The 25,027-nt window shown below is 37.3% G+C and carries 24 protein-coding genes; 9 read left to right on the forward strand and 15 right to left on the reverse strand.

The features are described from left to right. Positions 1 to 162: 162 nt before the first annotated feature. The 5 genes from KO502_RS05765 to petA all read right to left on the reverse strand — a co-directional run bounded on the left by KO502_RS05765 (position 163) and on the right by petA (position 3,990). Positions 163 to 618 carry a ClpXP protease specificity-enhancing factor gene (locus KO502_RS05765; RefSeq protein WP_252730530.1) on the reverse strand — a complete coding sequence of 152 codons (456 nt, stop codon included), beginning with the start codon at positions 616 to 618 and terminating at the stop codon, positions 163 to 165. Positions 619 to 641: 23 nt separating this feature from the next. Next, the gene (gene sspA / locus KO502_RS05770) at positions 642 to 1,283 is read right to left on the reverse strand and encodes a stringent starvation protein SspA (protein WP_216021621.1); all 642 of its coding nucleotides are present in this window, start codon (positions 1,281 to 1,283) and stop codon (positions 642 to 644) included. A gap of 81 nt (positions 1,284 to 1,364) precedes the next feature. Continuing rightward, positions 1,365 to 2,111: a cytochrome c1 gene (locus KO502_RS05775; RefSeq protein WP_216021622.1), complete on the reverse strand. Its 747-nt coding sequence runs from the start codon at positions 2,109 to 2,111 to the stop codon at positions 1,365 to 1,367. Beyond that, on the reverse strand, positions 2,111 to 3,388 hold the full coding sequence (locus KO502_RS05780; protein WP_216021623.1) for a cytochrome bc complex cytochrome b subunit: 1,278 nt from the start codon (positions 3,386 to 3,388) through the stop codon (positions 2,111 to 2,113). Before KO502_RS05780 ends, KO502_RS05775 begins: the two co-directional genes overlap by 1 nt. Then, positions 3,388 to 3,990: a ubiquinol-cytochrome c reductase iron-sulfur subunit gene (gene petA, locus KO502_RS05785; protein ID WP_216021624.1), complete on the reverse strand. Its 603-nt coding sequence runs from the start codon at positions 3,988 to 3,990 to the stop codon at positions 3,388 to 3,390. Before petA ends, KO502_RS05780 begins: the two co-directional genes overlap by 1 nt. An 846-nt stretch (positions 3,991 to 4,836) precedes the next feature. Here petA and KO502_RS05790 point away from each other — a divergent pair. Then, positions 4,837 to 5,292: a transposase gene (locus tag KO502_RS05790; RefSeq protein ID WP_216021625.1), complete on the forward strand. Its 456-nt coding sequence runs from the start codon at positions 4,837 to 4,839 to the stop codon at positions 5,290 to 5,292. Positions 5,293 to 6,064: 772 nt separating this feature from the next. On the opposite strand, the gene rpsI is transcribed toward KO502_RS05790, so the two are convergent. Beyond that, positions 6,065 to 6,457 carry a 30S ribosomal protein S9 gene (gene rpsI / locus KO502_RS05795; protein WP_216021626.1) on the reverse strand — a complete coding sequence of 131 codons (393 nt, stop codon included), beginning with the start codon at positions 6,455 to 6,457 and terminating at the stop codon, positions 6,065 to 6,067. A 3-nt stretch (positions 6,458 to 6,460) separates the two neighbouring features. Next, the gene (rplM, locus tag KO502_RS05800) at positions 6,461 to 6,889 is read right to left on the reverse strand and encodes a 50S ribosomal protein L13 (protein WP_216021627.1); all 429 of its coding nucleotides are present in this window, start codon (positions 6,887 to 6,889) and stop codon (positions 6,461 to 6,463) included. A gap of 618 nt (positions 6,890 to 7,507) precedes the next feature. Between rplM and KO502_RS05805 the strand changes: the two genes are divergently transcribed. Next, positions 7,508 to 7,960, forward strand: coding sequence for a prepilin-type N-terminal cleavage/methylation domain-containing protein (locus KO502_RS05805; RefSeq protein ID WP_289846773.1), 453 nt, complete (start codon positions 7,508 to 7,510; stop codon positions 7,958 to 7,960). A gap of 496 nt (positions 7,961 to 8,456) precedes the next feature. On the opposite strand, the gene KO502_RS05810 is transcribed toward KO502_RS05805, so the two are convergent. Next, a complete protein-coding gene (locus KO502_RS05810) occupies positions 8,457 to 8,666 on the reverse strand; it encodes a transposase (protein WP_216021628.1) in 210 nt (69 codons plus the stop codon). Positions 8,667 to 8,797: 131 nt separating this feature from the next. Between KO502_RS05810 and pilB the strand changes: the two genes are divergently transcribed. From pilB to yacG, 6 genes are all read left to right on the forward strand, one after another. Then, positions 8,798 to 10,498 carry a type IV-A pilus assembly ATPase PilB gene (gene pilB / locus KO502_RS05815; protein ID WP_216021629.1) on the forward strand — a complete coding sequence of 567 codons (1,701 nt, stop codon included), beginning with the start codon at positions 8,798 to 8,800 and terminating at the stop codon, positions 10,496 to 10,498. 174 nt (positions 10,499 to 10,672) lie between these two features. Then, positions 10,673 to 11,932, forward strand: coding sequence for a type II secretion system F family protein (locus KO502_RS05820; RefSeq protein WP_216021630.1), 1,260 nt, complete (start codon positions 10,673 to 10,675; stop codon positions 11,930 to 11,932). Positions 11,933 to 12,045: 113 nt separating this feature from the next. Then, positions 12,046 to 12,951: an A24 family peptidase gene (locus tag KO502_RS05825; protein ID WP_216021631.1), complete on the forward strand. Its 906-nt coding sequence runs from the start codon at positions 12,046 to 12,048 to the stop codon at positions 12,949 to 12,951. Between the two features lie 96 nt (positions 12,952 to 13,047). Next, entirely contained in the window at positions 13,048 to 13,692 is a 645-nt protein-coding gene (gene coaE, locus KO502_RS05830) for a dephospho-CoA kinase (protein ID WP_216021632.1), read from the forward strand. Between the two features lie 58 nt (positions 13,693 to 13,750). Beyond that, the gene (zapD, locus tag KO502_RS05835; protein WP_216021633.1) at positions 13,751 to 14,503 is read left to right on the forward strand and encodes a cell division protein ZapD; all 753 of its coding nucleotides are present in this window, start codon (positions 13,751 to 13,753) and stop codon (positions 14,501 to 14,503) included. Positions 14,504 to 14,642: 139 nt separating this feature from the next. Beyond that, on the forward strand, positions 14,643 to 14,879 hold the full coding sequence (gene yacG, locus KO502_RS05840; RefSeq protein WP_216021634.1) for a DNA gyrase inhibitor YacG: 237 nt from the start codon (positions 14,643 to 14,645) through the stop codon (positions 14,877 to 14,879). A gap of 440 nt (positions 14,880 to 15,319) precedes the next feature. Here the strand turns inward: yacG and mutT are convergent, their stop codons facing one another. The 3 genes from mutT to KO502_RS05855 form a co-directional block, all read right to left on the reverse strand. Further along, positions 15,320 to 15,748, reverse strand: coding sequence for an 8-oxo-dGTP diphosphatase MutT (mutT, locus tag KO502_RS05845; RefSeq protein ID WP_216021635.1), 429 nt, complete (start codon positions 15,746 to 15,748; stop codon positions 15,320 to 15,322). Between the two features lie 89 nt (positions 15,749 to 15,837). Next, the gene (gene secA / locus KO502_RS05850; RefSeq protein ID WP_216021636.1) at positions 15,838 to 18,513 is read right to left on the reverse strand and encodes a preprotein translocase subunit SecA; all 2,676 of its coding nucleotides are present in this window, start codon (positions 18,511 to 18,513) and stop codon (positions 15,838 to 15,840) included. 99 nt (positions 18,514 to 18,612) lie between these two features. Next, on the reverse strand, positions 18,613 to 19,509 hold the full coding sequence (locus KO502_RS05855; protein ID WP_216021637.1) for a M23 family metallopeptidase: 897 nt from the start codon (positions 19,507 to 19,509) through the stop codon (positions 18,613 to 18,615). Between the two features lie 120 nt (positions 19,510 to 19,629). Here KO502_RS05855 and KO502_RS05860 point away from each other — a divergent pair, with 120 nt between their 5' ends. Next, complete coding sequence (locus KO502_RS05860) at positions 19,630 to 20,148, forward strand: DciA family protein (RefSeq protein WP_216021638.1); 519 nt, start codon at positions 19,630 to 19,632, stop codon at positions 20,146 to 20,148. 165 nt (positions 20,149 to 20,313) lie between these two features. On the opposite strand, the gene lpxC is transcribed toward KO502_RS05860, so the two are convergent. From lpxC to KO502_RS05880, 4 genes are all read right to left on the reverse strand, one after another. Then, entirely contained in the window at positions 20,314 to 21,234 is a 921-nt protein-coding gene (gene lpxC, locus KO502_RS05865) for a UDP-3-O-acyl-N-acetylglucosamine deacetylase (RefSeq protein ID WP_216021639.1), read from the reverse strand. Between the two features lie 260 nt (positions 21,235 to 21,494). After that, positions 21,495 to 22,655, reverse strand: a complete 1,161-nt coding sequence (gene ftsZ, locus KO502_RS05870; protein WP_216021640.1) for a cell division protein FtsZ — start codon at positions 22,653 to 22,655, stop codon at positions 21,495 to 21,497. 146 nt (positions 22,656 to 22,801) lie between these two features. Then, positions 22,802 to 24,037, reverse strand: a complete 1,236-nt coding sequence (gene ftsA, locus KO502_RS05875; RefSeq protein ID WP_216021641.1) for a cell division protein FtsA — start codon at positions 24,035 to 24,037, stop codon at positions 22,802 to 22,804. After that, positions 24,038 to 25,021: a cell division protein FtsQ/DivIB gene (locus tag KO502_RS05880; RefSeq protein WP_252730532.1), complete on the reverse strand. Its 984-nt coding sequence runs from the start codon at positions 25,019 to 25,021 to the stop codon at positions 24,038 to 24,040. Between the last annotated feature and the right edge of the window lie 6 nt (positions 25,022 to 25,027).

The following is a 25,027-nucleotide window of genomic DNA, read 5'->3' on the forward strand; positions in this document are numbered from 1 at the left end:
TTAAGTATTTTAACCAGTAAAGGTGATCAGTAATTTAACGGACTTGGTATAAGTTCTAGAAGCTAGCTTTATAATACCTAATCCTTCAAATTTTAAGCATAAAAAAACCTATAAATATTATCTTATTTACAGGTTTTTTTGATTACGTTGATAAAAGTTAAACTATTTAATAATTTTTAAGCTTGGCTTACTTTTATTTTTTGGTTTATTCGAGGTGTCTGTTTCACTACCTGTTGAAGTAACACTGCTTAATGGAGATTTAGGCTTCTCAACAACTTCATCAATAGCTTCAACTTCATCCTCAGCTGGGTGTTCAATAGCAAACGACGTACCCGCACCATTTTCTTTCGCGTAAATAGCACCTATCGCACCGTAAGGTACTGTTAAATGCTCAAGCTTGCCGCCAAAGCGCGCACTGAACTCAATAGAGCTGTCGCCTAATGCAATACTACCAACCGCTGATGCAGCAATATTTAACACTATTTGCCCATCAGAAACATAACTCATTGGTACTAATACGCCGTAAACATTAACGTCCACCATAATATAAGGAGTTAGATCGTTATCTGAAATCCACTCATAGAAAGCTTTAACTAAGTAAGGCTTATTCGAACTCATTAAACTCGGCGTTAAATCATCCATTATGCAGGGTGACCAAAGCGTAATTCACGTTCTTCTTCTGTTAAAGATGCTTGGAACGACTCACGTTCAAACAATCTTAACATGTAGGTTTTAAGCTCTTTTGAACCTTGGCCAATTAATTCAATACCAAATACAGGTAAACGCCAAAGTAACGGTGCTAAGTAACAATCAACTAAACTGTACTCTTCACTCATAAAGTAAGGTGCTTCATTTAAAATAGGCGCAATACTTAATAAACTTTCTTTTAGCTCTTGACGAGCTTTAGCTGCTTCTTCATCAGTACCTGTCATAATAATTTTAGTCAGGCTGTACCAGTCTTGCTCAATGCGGTGCATCATTAAGCGGCTACGACCACGTGACACAGGGTAAACTGGCATTAATGGTGGATGAGGGAAACGTTCATCTAAATATTCAACAATAATTTTAGCTTCGTATAAAGCTAATTCACGGTCGATTAACGTCGGTACTGTACCATATGGGTTTAAGTCCAATAGATCTTCAGGTAAGTTGTCTAAATCAACTAAGTTGATATCAACACCAACACCTTTTTCTGCTAATACAATACGTGCTTGATGGCTATACATATCATCTGCATGAGAGAACAACGTCATTACAGAGCGTTTATTTGCTGCTACGGCCATAGGGCCTCCACTTTAAAAACTAACAAAGGGTAATTTGATCTTTTACCATCAAATTACCCTGAAAATAACTATATTAAAAACTTAATGTACGTCTTTCCAAAATTCTTTCTTAAGGAAATAAGTAAGAATAAAGAAGAAGAATAAGAATACTAGAACCCAGTAACCTATATTTTTACGTTCAAGTTTATTTGGCTCACCAACATATTCTAAAAAGTTAGTTAAGTCACGAATAACAACATCATATTCTTCAGTTGTTAAACTACCACCCATTGCTGGGGATAAGGTTGATACCTTGTGCATTTTACCGTCTTCACCACGGACTTCGCTTACTTCTAAAGTACTTACACCTTGTAAGCCTTGTAAAACATGCGGCATACCAACATCTTTAAATACTGTGTTGTTTACGCCAAACGGGCGTGATTCATCAATATAAAAAGAACGTAAGTAGGTGTAAATCCAATCTGGGCTACGTAAACGCGCTTCTAATGTTAAATCTGGTGGCGCGGTACCAAACCATTTTGCCGCGTCTTTTTTCGACATATTATTAGTAATATGATCACCAACTTTATCACCAGTATACATATAATTTTCAACACCATCTGCATCATCTATACCTAAATCAGCAAAGGTACGGTTGTAACGTTGATATTGAAGTTGGTGACAACCTAAACAATAGTTAAGGTATGTTTTAAAGCCTTTTTTTAATGACTCTTTATCTGACAAATCATTGTTGGCTTTATCCAACGGAATACTTGGTCCAGCAGCTAATGCGGTAGCTGAAAGTAATGCGGCAACACTAAGCGTGAAGGCTAAAATTAATTTTTTCATTAGTATGAAACCCTCTCTGGTACTGGTTTAGTGTTTTCATTCTTCGAATAGAACCACAAAGCGACGAAGAAACCAAAGTAACCGAAGCTAGCAATAACACCAATTAAGTTTGCAATAGGTGTTGCTGGCATAGTACCCAATATACCAAGAATAATGAAACAAATAGCAAATTGAATTAAGTTAATTAAATGCCATTTTGAACGGAAACGTACTGAACGCACAGTACCACGGTCAAACCAAGGTAATAAGAACAACATTACAATAGCACCAAACATAGCAACCGCACCTAATAATTTATCAGGAACAACACGTAAAATGGTGTAGAAAGGTCCAAAGTACCATACAGGGGCAATATGTTCAGGTGTTTTCAAGCCGTTAGCCGGTGTAAAGTTTGGCGCTTCCATAAAGTAACCACCACCTTCTGGCGCAAAAAACATTACCCAACAGAAGAAGAATAAGAAACCAACAATAGCCATTAAATCTTTAACGGTATAATAAGGATGGAAAGGTACTGCATCAACAATATCGTATTTACCACTGTATTGTTTATGGAAAGTAAATTTACTTAAATCTTCAGGTTTAACACTGCCTTTAGGCTTTTTAATGTTAACACCGTCTGGGTTGTTAGAGCCCACTTCATGTAATGCTAAAATGTGTAAAAACACAAGAATTACAATAACTAAAGGTAAAGCAATAACGTGTAAAGCAAAGAAGCGGTTTAAGGTAGCACCTGAAATAACGTAATCGCCACGAATCCATTGTGTTAAATCATCACCAATAATTGGTATAGCGCCAAACAAGGAAATAATTACCTGTGCCCCCCAGTAAGACATATTACCCCAAGGTAATAAATACCCCATAAAGGCTTCAGCCATTAATACTAAGAAGATCAACATACCGAAGATCCACAGCAATTCACGCGGTTTTTGGTACGAGCCGTACATTAAACCACGCATCATATGTAAATAGATAACAACAAAAAATGCCGAGGCACCTGTTGAATGCATATAGCGTAATAACCAACCATAATCAACATCACGCATGATGTATTCTACAGAAGCAAATGCACCCGCACCTGATGGCTCATAGTTCATCGTTAACCAAATACCCGTAAGGATTTGGTTAACTAATACGATAGAAGCTAAAATACCGAATACATACCAGATGTTAAAGTTTTTTGGTGCAGGGTATTGTGCAACATGCTTATTCCAAGCATCAGTTACAGGTAAACGTTGATCAACCCAACCCATAAGGTCAGTAAATAATTTCATTAACATTACGCGTCTCCCTTATCTTCATCTTGACCAACACCAATAATAATAGTGCCATCATTAATAAAAGAATGCTCAGGAACCATTAAGTTTAATGGTGCAGGAACGTTTTGAAATACACGACCGGCCATATCATAAGTACTACCATGACACGGACAGAAAAAGCCGTTAGGAACACCTTCAACAAATTGCTCGAAATCGCCATTATGGTGAGTTGGCGCACAACCTAAGTGGGTACAAATACCTAAAGCAACTAAATACTCAGGTTTAATTGAACGGTAAGCATTAGCTGCATATTCAGGCTGTTGCGGCTCTGCTGAACTTGGATCGCGTAAGTGGCTATCATGCTTAGATAATTCTTCAAGTATTTGCTCTGATCGGCGAACGATATAGACGGGTTTACCACGCCATTCTGCACGAATTAATTGACCAGGCTGCATTTTACCTACATTAACTTCAACTGGAGCACCCGCCGCTTTCGCACGCGCACTTGGATTCCAGGAAGCAATAAAAGGCACAGCAGCGCCAACCACACCAGCACCACCAACAACTGCAGTAGCAGCGGTTAGGAAGCGTCTGCGGCCGTTATTTACAGGCACATTGCTCATTTATACTCTCCAACTAGGACACCAACAAAAGATTAACTACAGCCATTCATCCAATACCACAATAACTAGATAAAAAAGCTGAATTTTATTCTTGTTAGTTCAATTTATACCAACTAAGGGCATAACGATAAAAAAATTTTTCTGATCATAAAGAAATAGCCCATTTTTTACAAGGGCTAAAGCTAGTTAGGCACTGTAAAAGTAGAAATACTTTGAAATATTTAGCAATACAGATAACAAGGGGATTTTAAACTGAGTAAATTAGAAATCAATCAACTATTTCATTGTTGTAACTACAGGCGTTTTTTAAGTTAAAAATAGCGCAATTAAAACCCCACCTACAACAAAATTATAAATTACACGCGGCACACTTGTTCACCGTAGGCGGGAACTTGTTCGCGCTTCAATCAATAAACACAAAACCCTCTTGACCACCGTAGGCGGGAACTTGTTCGCGCTTAAATCAATAAACACAAAACCCGCTTGATCACCGTAGGCGGGAGCTTGTTCGCGCTTCAATCAATAAACACAAAACCCTCTTGACCATCGTAGGCGGGAACTTGTTCGCGCTTAAATCAATAAACACAAAATCCGCTTGATCACCGTAGGTGGGAACTTGTTAGCGCTTCAATCAATAAACACAAACCCCGCCTGACCACCGTAGGCGGGAACTTGTTCGCGCTTCAATCAATAAACACAAACCCCGCCTGACCACCGTAGGCGGGAACTTGTTCGCGCTTCAATCAATAAGCACAAAAACCCGCTTGACCACCGTAGGCGGGAACTTGTTCGCGCTTTTGTTATTAGAAGCTAAAATAATAAATGCAGAATATAAAAGGAATTGATATGCATAAATCACACTTATTACGTAAAGGAAGATCTTCACAGGCATGGCATTATTATGTGGTTACCATCACAACAAAAAATAGGTTTAATTATTTTTCAAACCTACAAAATGCACAAATAACAGTTAAACAACTTTATCTTCTCGAAAGTGAAGGAGCCATTAAAACAATAAGCTATGTTCTTATGCCTGATCATTTACATTGGCAATTTCAATTATTAAATAAATATACACTTTCAGAAGTAATAAAACGATTTAAAGGCAGGAGCACTCAACTCATCAATAATATATCTAACCATACAGGGAGTATTTGGCAATCAGATTATTTTGATCATCAAATAAAAGATGATACAGATTTAATAAACCAAGCCCGTTATATAATTGCTAATCCGTTACGTGCAGGCATTGTTAAAAGCCTTAAAAAATACCCGTATTGGAATTCAATTTATTTGAAATGAATTAAATTCGCGCGATTAAAATCCCGCCTACAACAGCACACTTAACTAACACAAATAGTATGACCTTACCGCAGGAACCAATCTACCTTGCATAAATGTAACTGCCACATCACCGTAGGCGGGAACTTGTTCGCGCTCTAATTAATTTACACTTTAAACTTCTCATCATTCAAACAGACATTAATCCTTAAAAAATAGCGCGATTAAAATCCCTCCTACAACAGCTTACTTAACTAGCACAAATAATATGACCTTACCGCAGGAATCAATCTACCTTGTATGAATGCAACCACCACATCACCGTAGGCGAGAACTTGTTCGCGCTCTAATTAATTTACACTTTAAACTTCTCATCATTCAAACAGACATTAATTCTTAAAAAATAGCGCGATTAAAATCCCGCCTACAACAGCTCACTTAACTAGCACAAATAATATGACCTTACCGCAGGAATCAATCTACCTTGTATGAATGCAACCACCACATCACCGTAGGCGGAAACTTACGTTGCATGAATGCAACTAATTAAACAATGCAGGAGTATATTATCCTGTTCGCGCTAATATTTGTTCGTCTTTATCTCACCCAAATTAATTAACCATAAATTTCAGATATAAAAAAACCGACACAAGGTCGGTTTTTTAAATGTATCATTTCAAATATTCTAGATTTTAACAAAGTCGTCGAATTATGATTCTTGAAACTTATGCTTAATAAGTATCTTAAATAAATACCAACGACAATGTCGTAAAAATTTTGAATATAATAAAAATTAACGTTTTGAGAATTGTGGTTTCTTACGTGCTTTATGTAAGCCCACTTTCTTACGCTCAACTTTACGCGCATCACGAGTAACGAAACCAGCTGTACGTAGAGAACCACGTAAAGTTTCATCAAACTCCATTAATGCACGAGTAATACCGTGACGAATCGCGCCAGCTTGACCAGAAATACCACCACCGATTACAGAGATGTTGAAGTCAAATTTTTCTAACATTTCAACTAACTCTAATGGTTGACGAACAACCATACGAGCAGTTTCACGACCGAAGTACTCAGAAATGTCACGTTTGTTAATTGTAATTGCACCGTTACCAGCTTTCATGAACACACGAGCGGTTGAGCTCTTGCGACGACCAGTACCGTAATATTGATTATCAGCCATTGCTTAAAGCTCCAAAAGTTGTGGTTGTTGTGCTGTATGTTGATGCTCTGCACCTGCATACACTTTTAATTTGCGGAACATTTCACGACCTAAAGGACCTTTAGGTAACATGCCTTTAACAGCAAATTCAAGAACGCGCTCAGGAGCTTTTTCAATTAACTTTTCAAAGCTAATTTGCTTAAGACCACCAGGGAACTCAGTATGCGAGTAGTAAATTTTACCTTTCGCTTTGTTACCTGTTACACGTACTTTCTCAGCGTTAATAACAACGATGTAATCGCCAGTATCTACGTGAGGTGTATATTCTGCTTTATGCTTACCGCGTAAACGGCTAGCTATTTCAGTAGCGATACGACCTAAAGTTTTATCTTCGGCGTCCACTAAGAACCATTCGCGTTGAACGCTTGCTGGTTTTGCTACAAAAGTTTTCATTAAAAAACCCAATTTTATAAATGTTACTTAAATGACGAAATAAGAAGTTACTTAACATAAAAGCTTAAAACATCGGTTAAATGGACTACGCCATTGCCCCTTCGAGCATCGAGCCCAGCGCCACTGTATATAGGAAGCTTAGAGCATTACACTGCAAACAAACCTGAAAACAATAGGCATTTGTAACGTAGGGAGCGCGGATTATACAGAAACTTGTATTAAAGATCACCTATATTATCTAAAAACAACCATTTTATTTTTAAAAGGAAAAAATTAGGTACTAAGTACTAGGAACTAAATACTAGGCGCTAGGAGGAAAAGCCTAGTGCCTAAAACCTAGAACCTAGAACCTGCCCCCTAAAACGTATTACAATAAATGTACCTTTATATTTACCCATGAAAGTTAACTTTATTTTGTAAACAAGCTAGGTTCTCTATGTTAACAGAACTTTAAAATAGCTCAAAAGTTAAGCGTTAGTTAATAATGGGTTATAAAATAATCGCACAGTGGTTAACCAGTAAAAATAAATCAAAAAAAGTGGTAACAAAGTTTTACATTTACTAAAATTTGTCGCAAGATGCTGTCAGCCCCCTTAAAATAAAATGGAAACATAAAATATGAAAAACTTACAACAAATGAAAAAAAGCACACAAAAAGGTTTTACACTAATTGAATTAATGATCGTTGTAGCTATTGTGGGCATACTTGCCTCAATAGCATTACCTGCTTATCAAGAATACATTGCTACATCTAGTTATAGAGCCACTGAAGCTGCTGCCGGCGGTGTAAAAAGTGCTGTTGAGGTTTGTGCTCAAACAACAGGCGCCGTAACTACTTGTAATGAATTGGGCAATACTAGAATAGCAGCTCTTGCTGCTGGCGCTGCTGGTGATACTGCAGTTACTTCAGTTACTGTTACCGGTGATGGTGTTATTACTGTAACTCCAGTTGCAGCTAATGGTGTTGCAGCAACCGATACCTACTTAATCAGCCCTACGCTAAACAATGGACAAGTAACATGGTCACAGACTGGTGGGTGTATAAATTCAGGTTTCTGTGAACAGTTTTAATATCTAAACCAGCCTAAAGCCCCTTTGTTTTTTATATATTAAAAATAAAGGGAACAAAAAATGGGGTCAGAGTAACTTTAACTACTTAAATTACTTTTCCATTTACCCCTAGCTAAAAGCTCCCTCGGGAGCTTTTTTATTTTAAATAAGACGTAAACAGCCCTTATTTTCCATTCGTTTTTGGTCTCCCTCTTTTTCCTGCTTCCATTCGTCTACCTGTTAACTTTTCTATTTCCATCTTAAATCGCTGACCTCCAAAAGCTAATCCTTTATTCGGTTATCTCTTAGTTCAGTGAACTTTTCATTTTATAGTACATAAAAAAAGTATTTTTGGTATACGAGTAATCGCTCAGCTGTATTTTTACTAAGCGCAAGATAAAACCAACGAAGCGTACAGTAATCGTGTAAGAAGCGTACAAAATGTTGATGCTTTATCTAGTGCATTTACACAATCACTAGACCATTTATAATCGGCCGGAGTCTCAACCATTTTGGCTCAAACTGGATTTAACTCTATATATCTATAAACCTGCAACAAATACTCTTCTTCTTCAACAATGCAAGATTTAAAGCGCCTTTCCCATAATGTTCCACTACGATGATAGATGTTATTAAAATATCTAACATAACCTCCTAATGCTTGCATCATATTACTAATGCCATTAGTTGTTTTAGCTGTACATAATAAATGAACGTGGTTCGTCATAAAAATGAAAAGGTTACTCTGCTCCCATTTTCCCTATTGATTAAGTTTCCTTTTTTCCTTTTATGCTGATATAAGTTACACTGAACTTATAAGATATTATCAACTCCTCCAAAAGGTTATCCGCACTTATTATGAAAGGCAATCATCAGCAATCAAGCGTATTATCGGCATTATCCAAACAGAACCTGATTTCATTAGATTCAATTGATGAAATAGTTGAAGATTTTGTCGGTAAAAATAAACCTTTTATTCGTTACTTAATCGAAAATAAAGAACTTGATCCGGTTAGTGTTGCCAAAGTGCTTTCTAAAAGCTTTGGTTACCCACAAATTCAACTTAACCTTTTTGACATGAACTCTATCCCAGAGGGTGTTAGAAATGAAAAGCTAATAAGCAAACATAACGCTCTGCCCTTATATTTGCGTGGCAAAGTACTGTTTGTTGCCATGTCAGATCCAACAAATTTAGATGCCCTTGAAGAGATTCAATTTAATACAGGTTACAGCACAGAATTAATTTTATGTGATGAAAAAAGCCTACAGGCTTGTATTGAAAAAGTACTTGAAGATGAAAGCTCGGCACTTGAGATTAGTGATGCAGACTCAGATGAACTCGCTGGTATTGATGTAGAAGACTCTGAGAAAAGTGATAATAACGCAGTCAGCGACGATGATGCACCAATCGTTGTTTTTATTAATAAAATATTACTTGATGCCATTAAAAAAGGCGCATCTGATTTACACTTTGAACCTTATGAGAAGTCTTTTCGTATTCGTTTTCGTATTGATGGTATATTAACGGAAATAGCTAGACCACCTGCTAATTTAGCATCAAGAATGGCGGCTCGTTTAAAGGTTATGTCAAAACTGGATATTGCCGAACGACGCGTACCACAAGATGGTCGTATTAAATTAGCCTTATCAAAGAAAAAGTCGATAGATTTTCGTGTTAGTACACTACCTACCATGTGGGGCGAAAAAATTGTAATGCGTATTTTGGATTCCTCTAGCGCTATGCTTGGTATTGATATGTTGGGGTATGAGCCCGAACAAAAAGAAATATACATGGAGGCATTAGAGCAACCACAAGGTATGATTTTAGTAACCGGACCTACTGGCTCGGGTAAAACAGTATCGCTTTATACTGGCCTTAATATTCTTAATACCCAAGAGCGTAATATTTCTACCGCAGAAGATCCGGTAGAGATTAACCTTGAAGGGATTAACCAAGTACAAATTAATATTCGAGCGGGTTTAACTTTTCCTAGTGCTTTACGGTCTTTCCTTCGTCAAGATCCCGATATAGTCATGGTAGGTGAAATTCGAGATTTAGAAACTGCAGAAATCGCCATTAAGGCAGCACAAACTGGTCATTTAGTTTTATCAACTTTACATACCAACTCAGCAGCTGAAACCTTAACCCGATTACTGAATATGGGCGTGCCCTCGTATAATGTGGCGAGCTCTGTTTCTATAATTATTGCCCAGCGATTAGCTCGCCGTTTATGCTCACAGTGTAAAGAGCCGGAAGAGTTAACTGAAATGCAATTAGCCGAGCAAGGGTTCCCGGCAGACAAGCTAAGTGAAATACAACTTTATAAACCTGTGGGTTGTACGCATTGTACTGCCGGCTATAAAGGTCGCGTTGGTATTTATGAAGTAATAAAAATCAGCCCTACTATAGCCTCTATAATTATGGAAGGTGGCAACTCTTTAGACATAGCCACGCAATGTCAAAAAGAAGGTTATAATAATTTACGCCAATCAGGTCTGAAAAAAGCGATGAGTGGCATGACAAGTTTAGCCGAAGTAAATAGGGTTACCACCGGATAGTAAAGACTTAGATACTGTAAAACTATTTTATAACTAACTGTATAACTAGCACTTAAGGTTAAATTCAGTTATTTTAACAAACACAATATTATAATATCATTTGAAAAACTCTATTCTGATAATTAACATCAGAGTAATAGTGCTTTAATAGAGCTTAACAGCGCAAGGTTAACTATGGCTACCACAACAACTAAAAAAACAGCTAAAGATAAAAGTAAAGTCAAAGAGTTAGAAATTTTCGTCTGGCAAGGTGTTAACCGTAAAGGTAAAAAAATAAGCGGTGAACTACCTGCCAACAGTATTATTGAGTTAAAGGCTCAATTACGTAAACAAGGAATAACGCCTAGTCGGGTTAAGAAAAAACCAAAACCTTTATTCGGCATAGGTGGTGGCGACAAAGCCATAACTCCTGGCGATATTGCCGTAATTACTCGACAAATAGCTACCATGTTAGGTGCTGGTGTACCACTTGTGCAAACCATTGAAATGATAGGTAGTGGTCATGACAATGGTAAAATGCGTAAACTCTTGGGTGATATTAATATTAAACTTTCCTCTGGTATTCCGTTATCTGATTGTTTACGTGACCATCCGCTGTATTTCGATGATTTATATTGCGATTTAGTCGCTTCTGGTGAGCAGTCTGGCGCCTTAGAAACAATATTTGGTCGTATAGCGACTTACAAAGAAAAATCAGAAGCATTAAAAAGTAAAATTAAAAAAGCTATGGTTTATCCAGTTGCTGTTTTAGTGATCGCTTTTATTGTTACTTCAATTTTGTTAATTTTTGTAGTTCCTGTATTTCAAGATATATTCTCCGGTTTTGGTGCTGAATTACCAGCATTTACCTTAATGGTTATTGCAATATCAGAGTTTATGCAAGCCTATTGGTATTTTGGTTTAGCAGGTTTATACATTGCCTTTTTCTTATTCAAGCGTACTCATAGAAATAGTCTAAAATTTCGCGATAAAGTTGATGTCACTATTTTAAAGCTTCCCGTTATTGGTGATTTATTAGAAAAGGCTGCGGTTGCTCGTTATGCGCGTACTCTGTCAACAACGTTTGCTGCCGGTGTTAACCTAATTGATGCCTTAGAGTCGGCTGCTGGTGCATCTGGTAACGCGGTATTTAGAGACGCGATATTAGAAGTAAAAGCTGAAGTGTCATCTGGTATGCAAATGAATTTAGCCATGCGTAATTGTAAGATATTCCCTGATATGGTTATTCAAATGGTAGCTATTGGTGAAGAGTCTGGCGCTGTCGATGACATGTTATCTAAAGTTGCTAATGTATATGAGCAGCAAGTTGATGATGCCGTAGATGGTTTAACTGCTTTGCTAGAACCCATGATTATGGCAGTATTAGGTGTAGTAATCGGCGGTTTAATTATAGCTATGTACTTACCTATATTTGAAATTGGTAAAATTGTTTAAAGTGTCTCTAGGCATTAGCAGTAATAAATTGTTACTGCTAATGCTTAACCTTAATTTACTAACATTTAACTTGTTAATGTTTATTTTGCTAATACTACGTAAAGGCTATCCCATTGATCGATAATTTAATTTCATTTTTTCAAAACTTTCATGTTTTTTTCAATCAATCTCCTATTTTATTTTACACCACCGTTGGCTTAATCTCCTTAGTCATTGGTAGTTTTCTCAATGTAGTCATTTATCGCCTCCCTAAAATAATGGAGTACACTTGGTATCATGAGTGCCGCGAATTTTTAGCGGATGAAGTAACTGATATAAAACCGAAAGAAATGACGGCAATAACTCTATCTAAACCTGATTCTACTTGCCCCAACTGTAATCATAAAATTCGTTACTATGAAAATATTCCAGTAATCAGCTGGTTATTTTTAAAAGGTAAGTGCAGTAATTGTACGACGAAAATTTCAGCGCGTTATCCACTTGTTGAATTATCAACCATGTTGTTAAGCTTGGTGGTTGCCCATCACTTTGGTCCTACAGCTGAAACTTTTTGGGTGTTATTGTTAACTTGGTCATTAATATCATTAACTATGATTGATTTTGATCACATGTTATTGCCCGACCAAATTACTCTCCCCTTACTATGGTTAGGTTTACTGTTAAATATAAACGGTACTTTTGTGCCATTAACTGATGCTGTAATTGGTGCAGCGGTTGGCTATATGAGCCTTTTCTCTGTATTTTGGCTGTTTAAGTTATTAACAGGCAAAGAGGGTATGGGCTTTGGTGATTTTAAGTTATTTGCTGTTTTTGGTGCTTGGCTAGGTTGGCAATTATTACCATTGCTTATTTTAATGGCTTCAGTAGTAGGAGCAATTATTGGCATCTCTTTATTGTTATTTAAAAACCACAATAAAGAGCAAGGTATTCCTTTCGGCCCATACTTAGCGATCGCTGGTTGGATCACACTTTTATGGGGTAATGGAATTTGGACTTGGTATTTACAAACTATTTCATAAATATTCAGGTAAATCGATAAGTAAATATACTCGAAAAATGTCACTCAGAGTAAATATCCTTAAAGTACTTAATCACATATTTGAGTTAACTATATTATGTCTAAATTAGTTATTGGCTTAACAGGTGGAATTGGCAGTGGTAAAACGACTATCACTGATATATTTCAAACCTTAGGTGTTGATATTATTGATGCTGACATAATTGCCCGGCAAGTAGTCGCTATTAATAGCCCTGCGCTATCAGCAATTGCTCAACACTTTGGCGCAGAGTTTATCGAAGAAGATGGTCAACTCAACAGAAGCTTATTACGTAATAGAATATTTTCTAGTGAAGCCGACAAACTTTGGCTTAATAACTTACTTCACCCATTAATACGTGAAAATATTATTGCGCAAACTAAAGCAGCAAGCAGCGATTATTGTATTTTAGTAGCACCTTTATTGATTGAAAATAACCTTAACTTGTTAGTCGATAAAGTATTAGTCGTTGATGTTAGCGAACAAACCCAAATAGAACGGACTTTGTTAAGGGATAGTAGCTCTGCAGAAGTGATAAAATCTATTATGGATAGCCAAATAAGTCGCACTGAAAGACTAGAAGCTGCTGATGATATAATTAATAACGAAACGCCTACTAACAACAAAGAAATACTTAGTAACAAAACAGATCAGCGTACTGATATAGAAAAGCAAGTAAGAGACCTTAATCAAAAGTATTTAGCCTTGACAAAAATGGTTTAAAAAACAACAATAAATAATTAAATATCCACTTCAAGTTTAACTGGTCTTACATTTCTATATGTCTACGGTATTATACGAACACCCGCTCAATGAGCGAATTAGAAATTACCTAAAACTTGAGCAATTTTTCGCTCAGATATATTCTTGTCTTAATAACAATCTATCAATAAAAACTAGCCATCAAGTGTTTTTTAGCGCGTTATTTTCTATTATTGATACCTTAGAGCGAAATGATGTGCGTGGTGATTTAATTAAAGATCTAGAAAAACTTGAGCAGAGCCTGGTTATTTGGTCACAAGCACCAGACATAGATACCACAGCACTTGAAATGAACTTATCAGAAGCGGTGAAGCTTATTGCTCATTTAAGAGTACCGCAACCAACATGGTGCAAACTAAAAGAAGATAAATTACTAGCCAGTTTAAAGCAGCGTTTTGCTATACAAGGCGGAAGCTCAAGTTTTGATTTACCACAGTTGCACTTTTGGCTTCACCAAGGCGAAGCAGAAACAAAACAAGAAATGCAACATTGGTTCAATTTACTAACGGATATTTCATCATCGTTAGCATTAGTACTTAAATTTATTCGACAACGAGCGGTATTTGAAACCATAGAAGTGGATAGTGGCTTTTATCAAGATAATGGTGAAGGAATATTATTATTACGTATAAAAATAGCCTCAGACGCACCTTACTATCCAACCGTCAGTGGAAATAAATTCCGTTACTCAATACGCTTTATGCTGCCTTGCCAATATACAGGCCGCCGCTACGCTAACCAAGCAACAGTTTTTCAATTAGCTCGCTGCTAACTAAAAGGCAAGTTAAAAGCTACTATTTTCACTTTATTAGATACCTTCTTCTATAATAAAACCTGATTTTCTTATCATTCCATGCGAACAACTTTAGTGTATAATTACACTTACTTTCTGACCGATTTAATAAATTATTATGACCTTAAAAGTTCCTTGTCCACAATGTCAAACTTCTGTTCTCTGGCAAGCAAGTAGTGAATTCAGACCCTTTTGTAGTAAACGCTGCCAATTAATTGATCTAGGTGAGTGGGCAGAAGAAAACCATAAAATCAGTCAAAACATTCAACCAGACACCATGTTGTCTGAAGAAATGCTTGATGCCATGGAAGATGAGTTTTTAATGAATAATAAGTTTTTTGTTGAGCCAGAATAAAGAGATTTTATTTCTAATATTAACCTCTTTAGAGCAAGAGCGATTAAAATCAGCATACAGGCAAGCGCGAACAAGTTCCCGCCTACAATTAGATTTTGGTGATATGACTACTGTATGCAGAGTACTAATCGCGCAGCTTTATTGCTGTAATTAAGGTCAACATAGAAATAAGCTTGAGCAGAGTAATATGCTTCGGCATTGTCTAATAAGTTGCATCTACGCAACGTAAGTCCCACATACAACTAGAGTTCAATAGCATTGTGCCGTAGGCGGGATTTTAATCGCGCAGCTTTGTTGCTGTAATTAAGGTCAACATAGAAATAAGCTTGAGCAGGATAATATGCTTCGGCATTGTCTAATAAATTACACCCATACAGTACATGCAACATGAATTCAGATCTACAATCAAAATATCACGTTATTACGGGCAATTTACAGTATTAACTTTGTAACCTCAGCTTTTCTATAATTGCTTTATTTGCTTCAGGAAACTCTAGCGAGTCAAATTGTGCTAAGGTAAACCAACCTTCACCTTGTCCTTCTTGTGCACTTGGCTCTCCAAGAAAGTTATCAACTAGGTACACATCTAAACATACGTGTTTATCATCTTTGTCTTTATTCTTTGCTAAATAAGTATGTTCAATTTTAATTAGGGGTTGGCAAGATAAGACGTCAATGGCTACTTCTTCTTTAAGCTCTCTAGCGAGCGCCTGAGCAACAGTTTCATCAATTTCCACCTTACCACCTGGAAATTCCCACTTTCCTCCTTGATGAACGTCTGCTAAGCGTTTAGTTAAGAAATAATGCGGTAAACCTTCGGCATTAATACCTTGAATGACACCAACAGCAACATGGACAATATTCTTCATACTTTTCTCGATTATTAAGCTGAACAAGATTAACTAAAAAAAATGCCAGTCACAAGACTGGCATTTTAAACAATATCTGAAATAAACTACTAAGCTAACTTACCATGACATTGCTTGTATTTTTTACCTGAGCCACAAGGACACGGGTCATTACGACCGACACGTGGCATTTGTTTTTCTTCTACATCAGTTGATTCATGTTGGAAGTTCTTTGGTACTTCTTCAGATTTTCTGTGTTGCTCTTCAACTGCTTCTACATCTGATTCAGCACGGATTTGTACTTTCGATAAAATTCCCACAACATCGTATTTTAAGTTTTCTAACATTTCAGTGAATAGTTGGAAAGATTCACGTTTAAATTCTTGTTTAGGGTTCTTTTGAGCGTGAGCACGAAGACCAATACCTTGACGAAGGTGATCCATTGCTGATAGGTGCTCTTTCCAGTGAGAATCTAAACTTTGTAGCATTACTGCTTTTTCGAAGTGACGTAATACGTCTGCGCCAACGGCTTCTTCTTTATCTTTGTATACTTTATCAAATTCTACAATAATTTTTTCACGTAAGCTTTCTTCATATAACTTACTGTCTTCCTCAAGCCATTTAGCAATAGGTAAGTCAGTTGCATATTCACCTTTCAATTGCTCTTCAAGACCTTGAATGTCCCACATTTCATCCATTGACTGACGCGGAATATGATTATCGATAACACCATTAATTACATCGTTACGAATGGCGCTAACTACATCACCTATTTCTTCATTATCAAGTAATTCGTTACGTTGTTCATAAATAACGCCACGCTGATCGTTAGCAACATCATCATATTCTAATAGCTGCTTACGCATGTCGAAGTTACGACTCTCAACTTTACGTTGTGCATTTTCAATACTTTTTGTAACCCAAGGATGCTCAATGGCTTCACCACGTTCCATACCAAGTTTACGCATCATATTTGAAATACGCTCTGAGGCAAAAATACGCATCAATGAATCTTCCATTGATAAGTAAAAACGTGTTGAGCCTTCATCACCTTGACGACCTGAACGGCCACGTAATTGGTTATCTATTCGACGTGACTCATGACGTTCTGTCGCGACAATATGTAAACCACCTAGCTCAAGTACGCGTTCATGATCTATTTTCCATTGCGCTTTCGCTTTAGCGATATCATCTTCTGATGGATTTTTTAATTTCGCAATAATTGCATCTAAGTTACCACCTAAAACAATATCAGTACCACGACCAGCCATGTTAGTTGCAATAGTCACGGCGCCTTCTTTACCTGCGTCAGCAACTATTTCTGCTTCTTGTTCATGGAACTTAGCATTCAGTACTTTATGTTTAATTTTGGCTTTTTTCAGGAAGCTAGATAAAAATTCTGATGTTTCAATGGCAATAGTACCAACCAATACTGGCTGGCCACGTTTAACACAATCTTGAATATCATCTAAAATCGCTTCAAATTTTTCTTCTGCTGTTAAGAAAATTAAATCAGATAAATCTTTACGTACCATAGGCTGGTTAGTTGGAATAATAACCGTTTCTAAACCGTAGATATGATTAAACTCAAACGCTTCAGTATCTGCAGTACCTGTCATACCTGACAGTTTTTCATAAATTCTAAAATAGTTTTGGAAGGTAATAGAAGCAAGCGTTTGGTTTTCATTTTGAATGTTAACCCCTTCTTTCGCTTCTACTGCTTGATGTAAGCCTTCTGACCAACGACGACCGTCCATTGTACGACCCGTATGCTCATCAACAATCACAACTTCGCCATCTTTTACAATATAATCAACATCTTTTTGGAAAAGCTTATGAGCGCGTAATGCTGCCATAACATGATGTAGTAAAGTGATATTTGCGGCTGAGAATAAAGTGTCGCCTTCGGTTAATAGTTCTTTTTCAACCATGATCTCTTCAATGCGAATTTGACCACGTTCGGTAAGATAAATTTGTTTAGCTTTTTCATCAATGGTGTAATCACCTGTGCTGTCTTCGCCTTCTTTATCTTCCTCTTCTTGTTGCTCAAGCGTTGGCACCAAGGTGTTGATTGTTTTATAAAGTGCAGAACTATCTTCCGCTTGTCCAGAAATAATTAGAGGCGTTCTCGCTTCATCAATAAGAATAGAGTCAACTTCATCAATAATGGCAAAATGTAGAGGTTTTTGTGCGCGTTCTTGTGCTGAAAACACCATATTGTCACGTAAGTAGTCGAAACCAAATTCGTTGTTTGTTCCATAAGTGATGTCAGCTTGATACGCTGCTTGTTTATCTTGCGGCGCCATACCGGCAACATTACAACCAACTGTTAAACCAAGAAATTCAAATAATGGGCGACTCCAATCAGCATCACGAGCCGCTAGATAATCATTAACGGTAATGACATGAACACCTTTACCCGTTAAAGCGTTTAGGTAAGATGGTAAAGTTGCTGTTAGGGTTTTACCTTCACCAGTACGCATTTCAGCAATTTTGCCGTCATTAAGTACCATGCCACCAATCATTTGCACGTCAAAGTGACGCATACCAAATACACGTTTACCGGCTTCTCTTACCACGGCAAAAGCTTCGACTAATAATTCGTCAACCGTTTCACCTTTAGCATAACGTTCTTTAAATTCAACCGTTTTGCCTTTTAATTCTTCATCACTTAACGCTTCAAGAACTGGCTCAAGGGCATTTATTTTAGCGACTTCTTTGCCCATTTTTTTCAGTAATCTATCATTTCGACTACCAAATACTTTTGTTAACAAACTTCCAAACATCTTATTTAAACCATTAATTGAGAATTATCAGTGACTTTATCGTCACCTTATTGTGGATTATTATGATAACCGACTAACGTTTTATTTAACGTATATCCGTTACTTCCCTTTTCGATAAACAAACTTAATTGGATTGATTTGTTTATTATTTTTTAAAATTTCATAGTGAACATGCGGTCCAGTTGAGCGACCCGTGCTACCCATCAGTGCAATATGTTGCCCTTTATTAACTACATCACCAACTTTAACCAGTAAATCCTTGTTATGACCATAACGAGTAGATATCCCTTCGCCATGATTAATTTCAATTAAATTGCCATAACCGAATCGCTTACCTGACCAAGTTACAATACCTGAAGCGGTTGATATTACAGGAGTATTTTCTTTCCCAGCAAAGTCTACACCTTTATGCATCGTTGCTCTGCCGTTAAAAGGGTCTTTACGGACGCCATAATAAGACGATAACCAACCTTTAGTTATTGGCCTACCAGATAAGTAGCCATTATTTTGTATATGGTGACCAAAGGTTAAAGATTCAAGCATTTGTAACTGTTTTTCTTCATGATTTATTGTATTTTCAAATTGTTCTATTTCTATAAACAATTCGTCAAAGGTTTGATTGATGAGCGGCATAGTATCTGAGGCAGGACCGCCACTTGCTGGCAGGTGACTAAAATTAAATTCTTTTTCGGGAATATTCGCATCTTCGGCCAAGCGATCACCTAAAGCATTTAGGCGTAATACTTGGCTTTGCAACTCGGCAAGTTTTATCGTTAGCGCAGTAACTTTTTGTGCTTTAATGTTATCAGGCTCAGGCTCAACTTGTGATGACAATAAATATGTTTCATTGTTAGGTTGTAACTTATTACTTGCTAGAAGATGCACAACTAGCCCAGAAATAAGTGCAAAAGCACACAACGCAGATAGCCAATGCAATTTACTAAGCTGCATTGAAAATCGGACGTTCTTTCCACGGTATAGTAGTGTTAAACTCATAGGTATCTTTTTCAGTTAATTTATTCTGTTTTTTGCTATCACTAAGCATAAGCTGAGCGTAAGTTGAATATAATAACTGATCTTTACTCATTTTGATAATTTGTTGGGTTTCGAAACACCATGGCTAGAAAATCAAAAGTCCCTATTAATATGTCTGCCCTGTTACAAAAAACGACAGGCACTTTGGCACATATTCAATCAAAAACCAACTCTTTGGCAACTTTGGCTGATATTGTACGGCAAATATGCCCTGATTTACCAGCAGATGCGTTTAATATTGCTAATTGTCGCGAAGATACTTTGATAATAGAAGTAAAGTCGCCAGTTTGGGGACAACGCTTACAGTTTGAACGTAATAATATTTGTAGTGCTTTACTAAATAATACGGAAGGTCACTTCAAGCGCATAGAAATTAAAGTAAACCCACAAGGGTTTCGGCAACAGCGCCATGATATAACCGAGAAAACACGTACAGAGTTATACCGAGCTAATGAGTTAAAAAAAATAGAGGTAGATACTTTATCCAACGGCATAGTCAATGAAAAAACCGCTAAACAGTTTTTAGAAATTGCTAAAAATGCGCCAAAGGGTTTAAAAGAGAAATTAGAGAGGTTGGCGAGAGTTGCAGGGAAAAGATAAGAGCGCAAACGCGAACAAGTTCCCGCCTACGGTGGTTACAATACATTCATGCAATGTAAATTCGCCCTGTAGGCGGGATTATAATCGCGCGGTTCAAATCACCATAAACTAAAAAGGTGAACAGAAATATTCACCTTTTAACTTAACAATACACATTTTATAAACTTAAAACGCTGTTGCGTTAATCTCTTGGTATTCAATAGGAGACGATGCTTTATCGTCTTCGTAGGTTACCCACTCCCAAGAATCAGTACGTTTAAATACTTCTCTTAGCAACATATTATTCAAGCCATGCCCTGATTTAAAAGCGTTGAACTCGCCTAAAATACTAGCACTACCCATATATAAATCGCCAATCGCATCAAGGATTTTATGTTTTACGAACTCGTCATCGTAACGTAATTCATTTTTATTTAGCATACGAAAGTTATCAAGTACGATAGCGTTTTCTAAGCTACCACCTAATGCTAAATTGTGAGATCGTAAAAAATCAATATCTCGCATAAAACCAAAAGTTCTTGCTCGGCTGATCTCTTTAATAAAAGAACAGCTAGAAAAATCCATGGTCATGGTTTGACAAGTTTTTTCAATAACAGGGTGTTCAAATTCAATAGCAAAGTTGACTTTAAAACCTTCATAAGGAAGTAACTCTGCCCATTTGTCACCTTCTTCTACGCGAATAGGTTTTTTAATACGTAAAAAGCGTTTCGGGGCATTTTGCGTTTCAATACCAACAGATTGAATTAAATAAACGAAAGGTAAGGCACTACCATCCATAATAGGAATTTCAGGTGCATCAACATCAACAATAAGATTATCAATACCTAAACCTGCAACAGCTGAGAGTAAGTGCTCAACTGTTGATACCTTAACTTGTTGCTCATCAACTAAACAGGTACATAGTGTAGTTTCACCCACAGCTTCAGGCACTGCTTTAATCTCAACTGCAGGGTTGAGATCAATGCGACGGAATACAATACCGGTGTTTATCGGCGCAGGACGGAGAGTAACCTGCACTTTTTCACCTTTATGTAAGCCAACACCTACTGTTGAAACTTCTGTTTTTAATGTACGTTGCTTAATCATATTAGCCTCGCTTATTTTGCCTTCAAAATATGTATACGTTTGCTATCAACGTTCTATTGCCACTACACCAACGAATTAAAAGCATATTCTTATTAAAATATAGCTTAATATATTTAATCAGCATACCTAACAAAACATCTAACAAGTCGAACCAGTTGGTTTAACGGGCGCGTAATATACCAAATTAATACGCTAGAATCAAAAATACCGAGTAATCACAAGGTAACCATCAATATAATTATGACTTAGCAAAGTATTAATTAGTCAGCTTGTTTACGTAAAAATGCAGGGATATCTAAATAGTTATCTAAGTCTGCCGCTGTTGCTTTTTGCGCATTACTATCAGTCATCGCTACTGGCTCACTTGCCGCACTTGCTTGTGGAGCAGCTGGCGTATAGTCGCTACCTACCACTTTTTGCTCTGGCATTGGCATAGGATTAACTAAGGTAATATCAGGTTTACTTTCAGCGCCAATACCTGTTGCAACAACAGTAACGCGAAGTTCGTCTGACATATCCATATCAATTACCGCACCAACAACAACAGTAGCATTTTCAGAAGCGAATGCTTTAACAGCGTTACCTACAGTTTCAAACTCATCAATGCTAATGTCCATACCCGCGGTGATATTAACAAGAATACCACGAGCACCAGCTAAGTCGACATCTTCAAGTAACGGGCTAGAGATAGCAGCATCAGCTGCTTCTTGTGCTCGGTCATCACCTGAAGCAGTACCTGAGCCCATCATGGCAGTGCCCATTTCAGACATTACTGTGCGTACATCGGCGAAATCGACGTTAATCAAACCTGGGCGAGTAATTAACTCTGCAATACCCTGTACCGCACCAAGTAAAACGTTATTAGCCGCTTTAAAAGCATCTAATAAACTTGTGCCTGGGCCAAGTACCTTAAGTAGTTTTTCATTTGGAATAGTAATTAATGAATCAACATTTTTAGATAAAAACTCAATGCCTTGGTCGGCATAGTTCATTCGTTTCTTACCTTCAAATGGAAACGGTTTTGTTACAACAGCAACCGTCAAAATCCCCATTTCTTTAGCAATTTCAGCAACGACTGGTGCAGCACCTGTACCTGTACCGCCGCCCATACCCGCTGCGATAAAGATCATATCAGCACCTTGCAGGGCTTGCTTAATTGTTTCACGGTCTTCTTCTGCTGCACAGCGCCCAATTTCAGGGTTTGCACCTGCACCTAAGCCTTTGGTTACATCAGCACCAAGTTGCAAAGTTACATCTGCAGAAGAATTACGTAACGCTTGCGAGTCAGTGTTTGCTGTAACAAACTCTACCCCTTCAATCGTTTGTGAAACCATGTGCTCGACAGCATTACCGCCACCGCCACCAACACCGATAACTTTAATTACCGCTTCTTCGTTATGGTCTTCCATTAATTCAAACATTTTTCTCTCTCCGTTTTACTTACAAATCTTAAATTTTAATAAATTGACGTTAATTATTAACTTACTTATTTACACTTAGTAATTAACAACAACTCGAAATAACTGTTATTCCGCTCAACAGCCAAACCTTTTTACCCTTAACCGCGTTAAAATTCACCCTTAAACCAAGCGTGAACTTTTGACCAAAGATCACCGACACTTTCACGCTTACTTATGTCGTTTTCAACGCTACTATTGGCTTGCATTCCATAATGTAAAAGCCCAACAACAGTGGCATAACTAGGGTCATTCACATATTCTTTCAAGCCTTGTACTGACAAAGGATTGGCAATACGTACTGGCATTTGAAATATCTCTTCTGCAAACTCTAATACACCTTCCATTTTTGCCGTACCGCCAGTTAACACATAACCTGCAGCAATTTGATCTTCTAAGCCTGATTCTCTGATCTCATCTTGGATCAGCTCGAACAATTCTTGATATCTTGGCTCTACCACTTCAGATAAAGTATGACGTGACATTGAGCGTGCTGGTCTCCCCCCCACACTTGGCACATCAATACTTTCTTCCATGCTTACTAATTGTTTTAGTGCGCAAGCATATTGCACTTTTATCTCTTCCGCGTGACTTAATGGTGTTCTAAATATTTTAGAAATGTCACTAGTAACTTGATTACCCGCTACTGGAATAACTGCGGTATGTCGTAACGTACCACCAGTAAATACTGACATGTCCATAGTGCCTGCGCCCATATCGACAACACAAACCCCGAGCTCTTTTTCATCATCGGTTAATATCGCATAACTTGAGGCGAGTGCTGAAAAAATCAATTGGTCGGCAGTTAAATCACAGCGTTCAACACATTTTACTAAATTTTTAGCCATATCATTTGCACAAGTGATGATATGAACTTTGGCTTCCATACGTACGCCAGACATACCTATTGGACTTTTAATGCCATCTTGACAGTCAATGCTGTATTCCTGTGGAAGTACATGCAACATGCGACGTTCTGCTGAAATAGGTACAGAGCGCGCAGTATGAATAACATTGTCTACGTCTTCTTGAATCACTTCTTTGTCGTTAATTGGCACCATGCCATTTTCATTTTGGCAACTAATATGCTTACCCGATATACCTAAGTAAATTGAGCTTATTTGACAGTCAGCCATTAATTCAGCTTCATTGATAGCGCGTTGAATTGCTTGAATAACTAAATTCAAGTCATTTACTCCGCCTTTATCCATACCGCGAGCAGGTTGATTACCCACACCAATAATACTTAATTGGTTGTCTGGGGTGATCTCACCTACGGCGACAGATATTTTGGAGGTGCCTATATCAAGGCCAACCACTAATTTTCTTTCTGCTGCTTTCGACATTTAACTTAAACTCTTTACTGATTGTGCTAGTTTTAGGTAATTACTAAGGTTGTTATCAGTATTCTGGTTACTTTTTAGTAATTCATTTTTTTCTGTATTTCGCCCTTGTTTACTGGCCTGATCACCACTTTTTAAGCGCGAAATATTGTCTATCGTTTTCCAACCAACAGCCAATCCCGTATCATACCGTAAATCTATGTAATCAACCGCCTGATTTTGCTGTTTTTCTGTATTTATTTTTACTTTAAGTTGCTCTTTAATTATTGGGTATACGTCCATAAAGCGTTGAATTCTTTCAACTCGCTCTTCACGCCCTAAATTTAAGGTGACACCATCATTTAAGGTTAACAACCAAGAGAAGCGTTCACTCAATACTAATTCATCAATAGCTAAGGCTTTATACTCAAGTAACTCATTGAGATTTCTGTAATTATCTAGCGCTAATAGCTCACTTCCTTCAGGTCCAAAAAAACTCGGTAAATAATGTTTTATACGTTCAATATCGGCTTGAAATACATGCCCTTGCTGGTTGATGAGAAAATCACCATTCCAAACAGCCACAGGCGTTTGATCAACTACATATATTTTCAACTCATTCGGCCATTGTTTTCTTACCGCTACTGAGTAAACCCAAGGCAGAGTCATTACTCGGTTTTGCACTTCATTGACATTAACTTGAAAGAAGTTGCCCATGTCTATTTGGTCAATAGCATTGATAATATCGCTGCGTTGACTGTAAGGCATTTCGCCCGCCACAATAATTGAGGTAACAGGCGCGCTTTCTTGTCCAATAAAGTGCTGTGTAAGCCACCAACTAATACTGATTAAACTAACCAAAACCGCAACAAAAAACACCAAACCTAAACCAAAAGACAAGGTAGTAACGTGCTCTTGCTCGTCGATACTTTGCTTGGCTTTGTTAACAGCGCGCTTAACGGATTTCTTCGCTATATTTTGCGTTGCCATTAAGTGTTTTTTAGCCATATTTAA

The sequence above is a fragment of the Colwellia sp. E2M01 genome (genome assembly GCF_018860585.1).
Lineage (GTDB): Bacteria > Pseudomonadota > Gammaproteobacteria > Enterobacterales > Alteromonadaceae > Colwellia.

What these genes read in the sequence shown, in the direction of transcription:
- KO502_RS05820 (WP_216021630.1), top strand. Translation starts at nt 10,673, where the DNA reads ATGGCTACCACAACAACTAAAAAAACAGCTAAAGATAAAAGTAAAGTC.
- ftsZ (WP_216021640.1), bottom strand. Translation starts at nt 22,655, where the DNA reads ATGTTTGAATTAATGGAAGACCATAACGAAGAAGCGGTAATTAAAGTT.
- pilB (WP_216021629.1), top strand. Translation starts at nt 8,798, where the DNA reads ATGAAAGGCAATCATCAGCAATCAAGCGTATTATCGGCATTATCCAAA.
- sspA (WP_216021621.1), bottom strand. Translation starts at nt 1,283, where the DNA reads ATGGCCGTAGCAGCAAATAAACGCTCTGTAATGACGTTGTTCTCTCAT.
- zapD (WP_216021633.1), top strand. Translation starts at nt 13,751, where the DNA reads ATGTCTACGGTATTATACGAACACCCGCTCAATGAGCGAATTAGAAAT.
- KO502_RS05765 (WP_252730530.1), bottom strand. Translation starts at nt 618, where the DNA reads ATGAGTTCGAATAAGCCTTACTTAGTTAAAGCTTTCTATGAGTGGATT.
- lpxC (WP_216021639.1), bottom strand. Translation starts at nt 21,234, where the DNA reads ATGATTAAGCAACGTACATTAAAAACAGAAGTTTCAACAGTAGGTGTT.
- secA (WP_216021636.1), bottom strand. Translation starts at nt 18,513, where the DNA reads ATGTTTGGAAGTTTGTTAACAAAAGTATTTGGTAGTCGAAATGATAGA.
- KO502_RS05790 (WP_216021625.1), top strand. Translation starts at nt 4,837, where the DNA reads ATGCATAAATCACACTTATTACGTAAAGGAAGATCTTCACAGGCATGG.
- rplM (WP_216021627.1), bottom strand. Translation starts at nt 6,889, where the DNA reads ATGAAAACTTTTGTAGCAAAACCAGCAAGCGTTCAACGCGAATGGTTC.
- KO502_RS05810 (WP_216021628.1), bottom strand. Translation starts at nt 8,666, where the DNA reads ATGACGAACCACGTTCATTTATTATGTACAGCTAAAACAACTAATGGC.
- KO502_RS05780 (WP_216021623.1), bottom strand. Translation starts at nt 3,388, where the DNA reads ATGTTAATGAAATTATTTACTGACCTTATGGGTTGGGTTGATCAACGT.
- petA (WP_216021624.1), bottom strand. Translation starts at nt 3,990, where the DNA reads ATGAGCAATGTGCCTGTAAATAACGGCCGCAGACGCTTCCTAACCGCT.
- KO502_RS05775 (WP_216021622.1), bottom strand. Translation starts at nt 2,111, where the DNA reads ATGAAAAAATTAATTTTAGCCTTCACGCTTAGTGTTGCCGCATTACTT.
- yacG (WP_216021634.1), top strand. Translation starts at nt 14,643, where the DNA reads ATGACCTTAAAAGTTCCTTGTCCACAATGTCAAACTTCTGTTCTCTGG.
- KO502_RS05860 (WP_216021638.1), top strand. Translation starts at nt 19,630, where the DNA reads ATGGCTAGAAAATCAAAAGTCCCTATTAATATGTCTGCCCTGTTACAA.
- KO502_RS05880 (WP_252730532.1), bottom strand. Translation starts at nt 25,021, where the DNA reads ATGGCTAAAAAACACTTAATGGCAACGCAAAATATAGCGAAGAAATCC.
- KO502_RS05855 (WP_216021637.1), bottom strand. Translation starts at nt 19,509, where the DNA reads ATGAGTTTAACACTACTATACCGTGGAAAGAACGTCCGATTTTCAATG.
- coaE (WP_216021632.1), top strand. Translation starts at nt 13,048, where the DNA reads ATGTCTAAATTAGTTATTGGCTTAACAGGTGGAATTGGCAGTGGTAAA.
- ftsA (WP_216021641.1), bottom strand. Translation starts at nt 24,037, where the DNA reads ATGTCGAAAGCAGCAGAAAGAAAATTAGTGGTTGGCCTTGATATAGGC.
- KO502_RS05805 (WP_289846773.1), top strand. Translation starts at nt 7,508, where the DNA reads ATGAAAAACTTACAACAAATGAAAAAAAGCACACAAAAAGGTTTTACA.
- mutT (WP_216021635.1), bottom strand. Translation starts at nt 15,748, where the DNA reads ATGAAGAATATTGTCCATGTTGCTGTTGGTGTCATTCAAGGTATTAAT.
- rpsI (WP_216021626.1), bottom strand. Translation starts at nt 6,457, where the DNA reads ATGGCTGATAATCAATATTACGGTACTGGTCGTCGCAAGAGCTCAACC.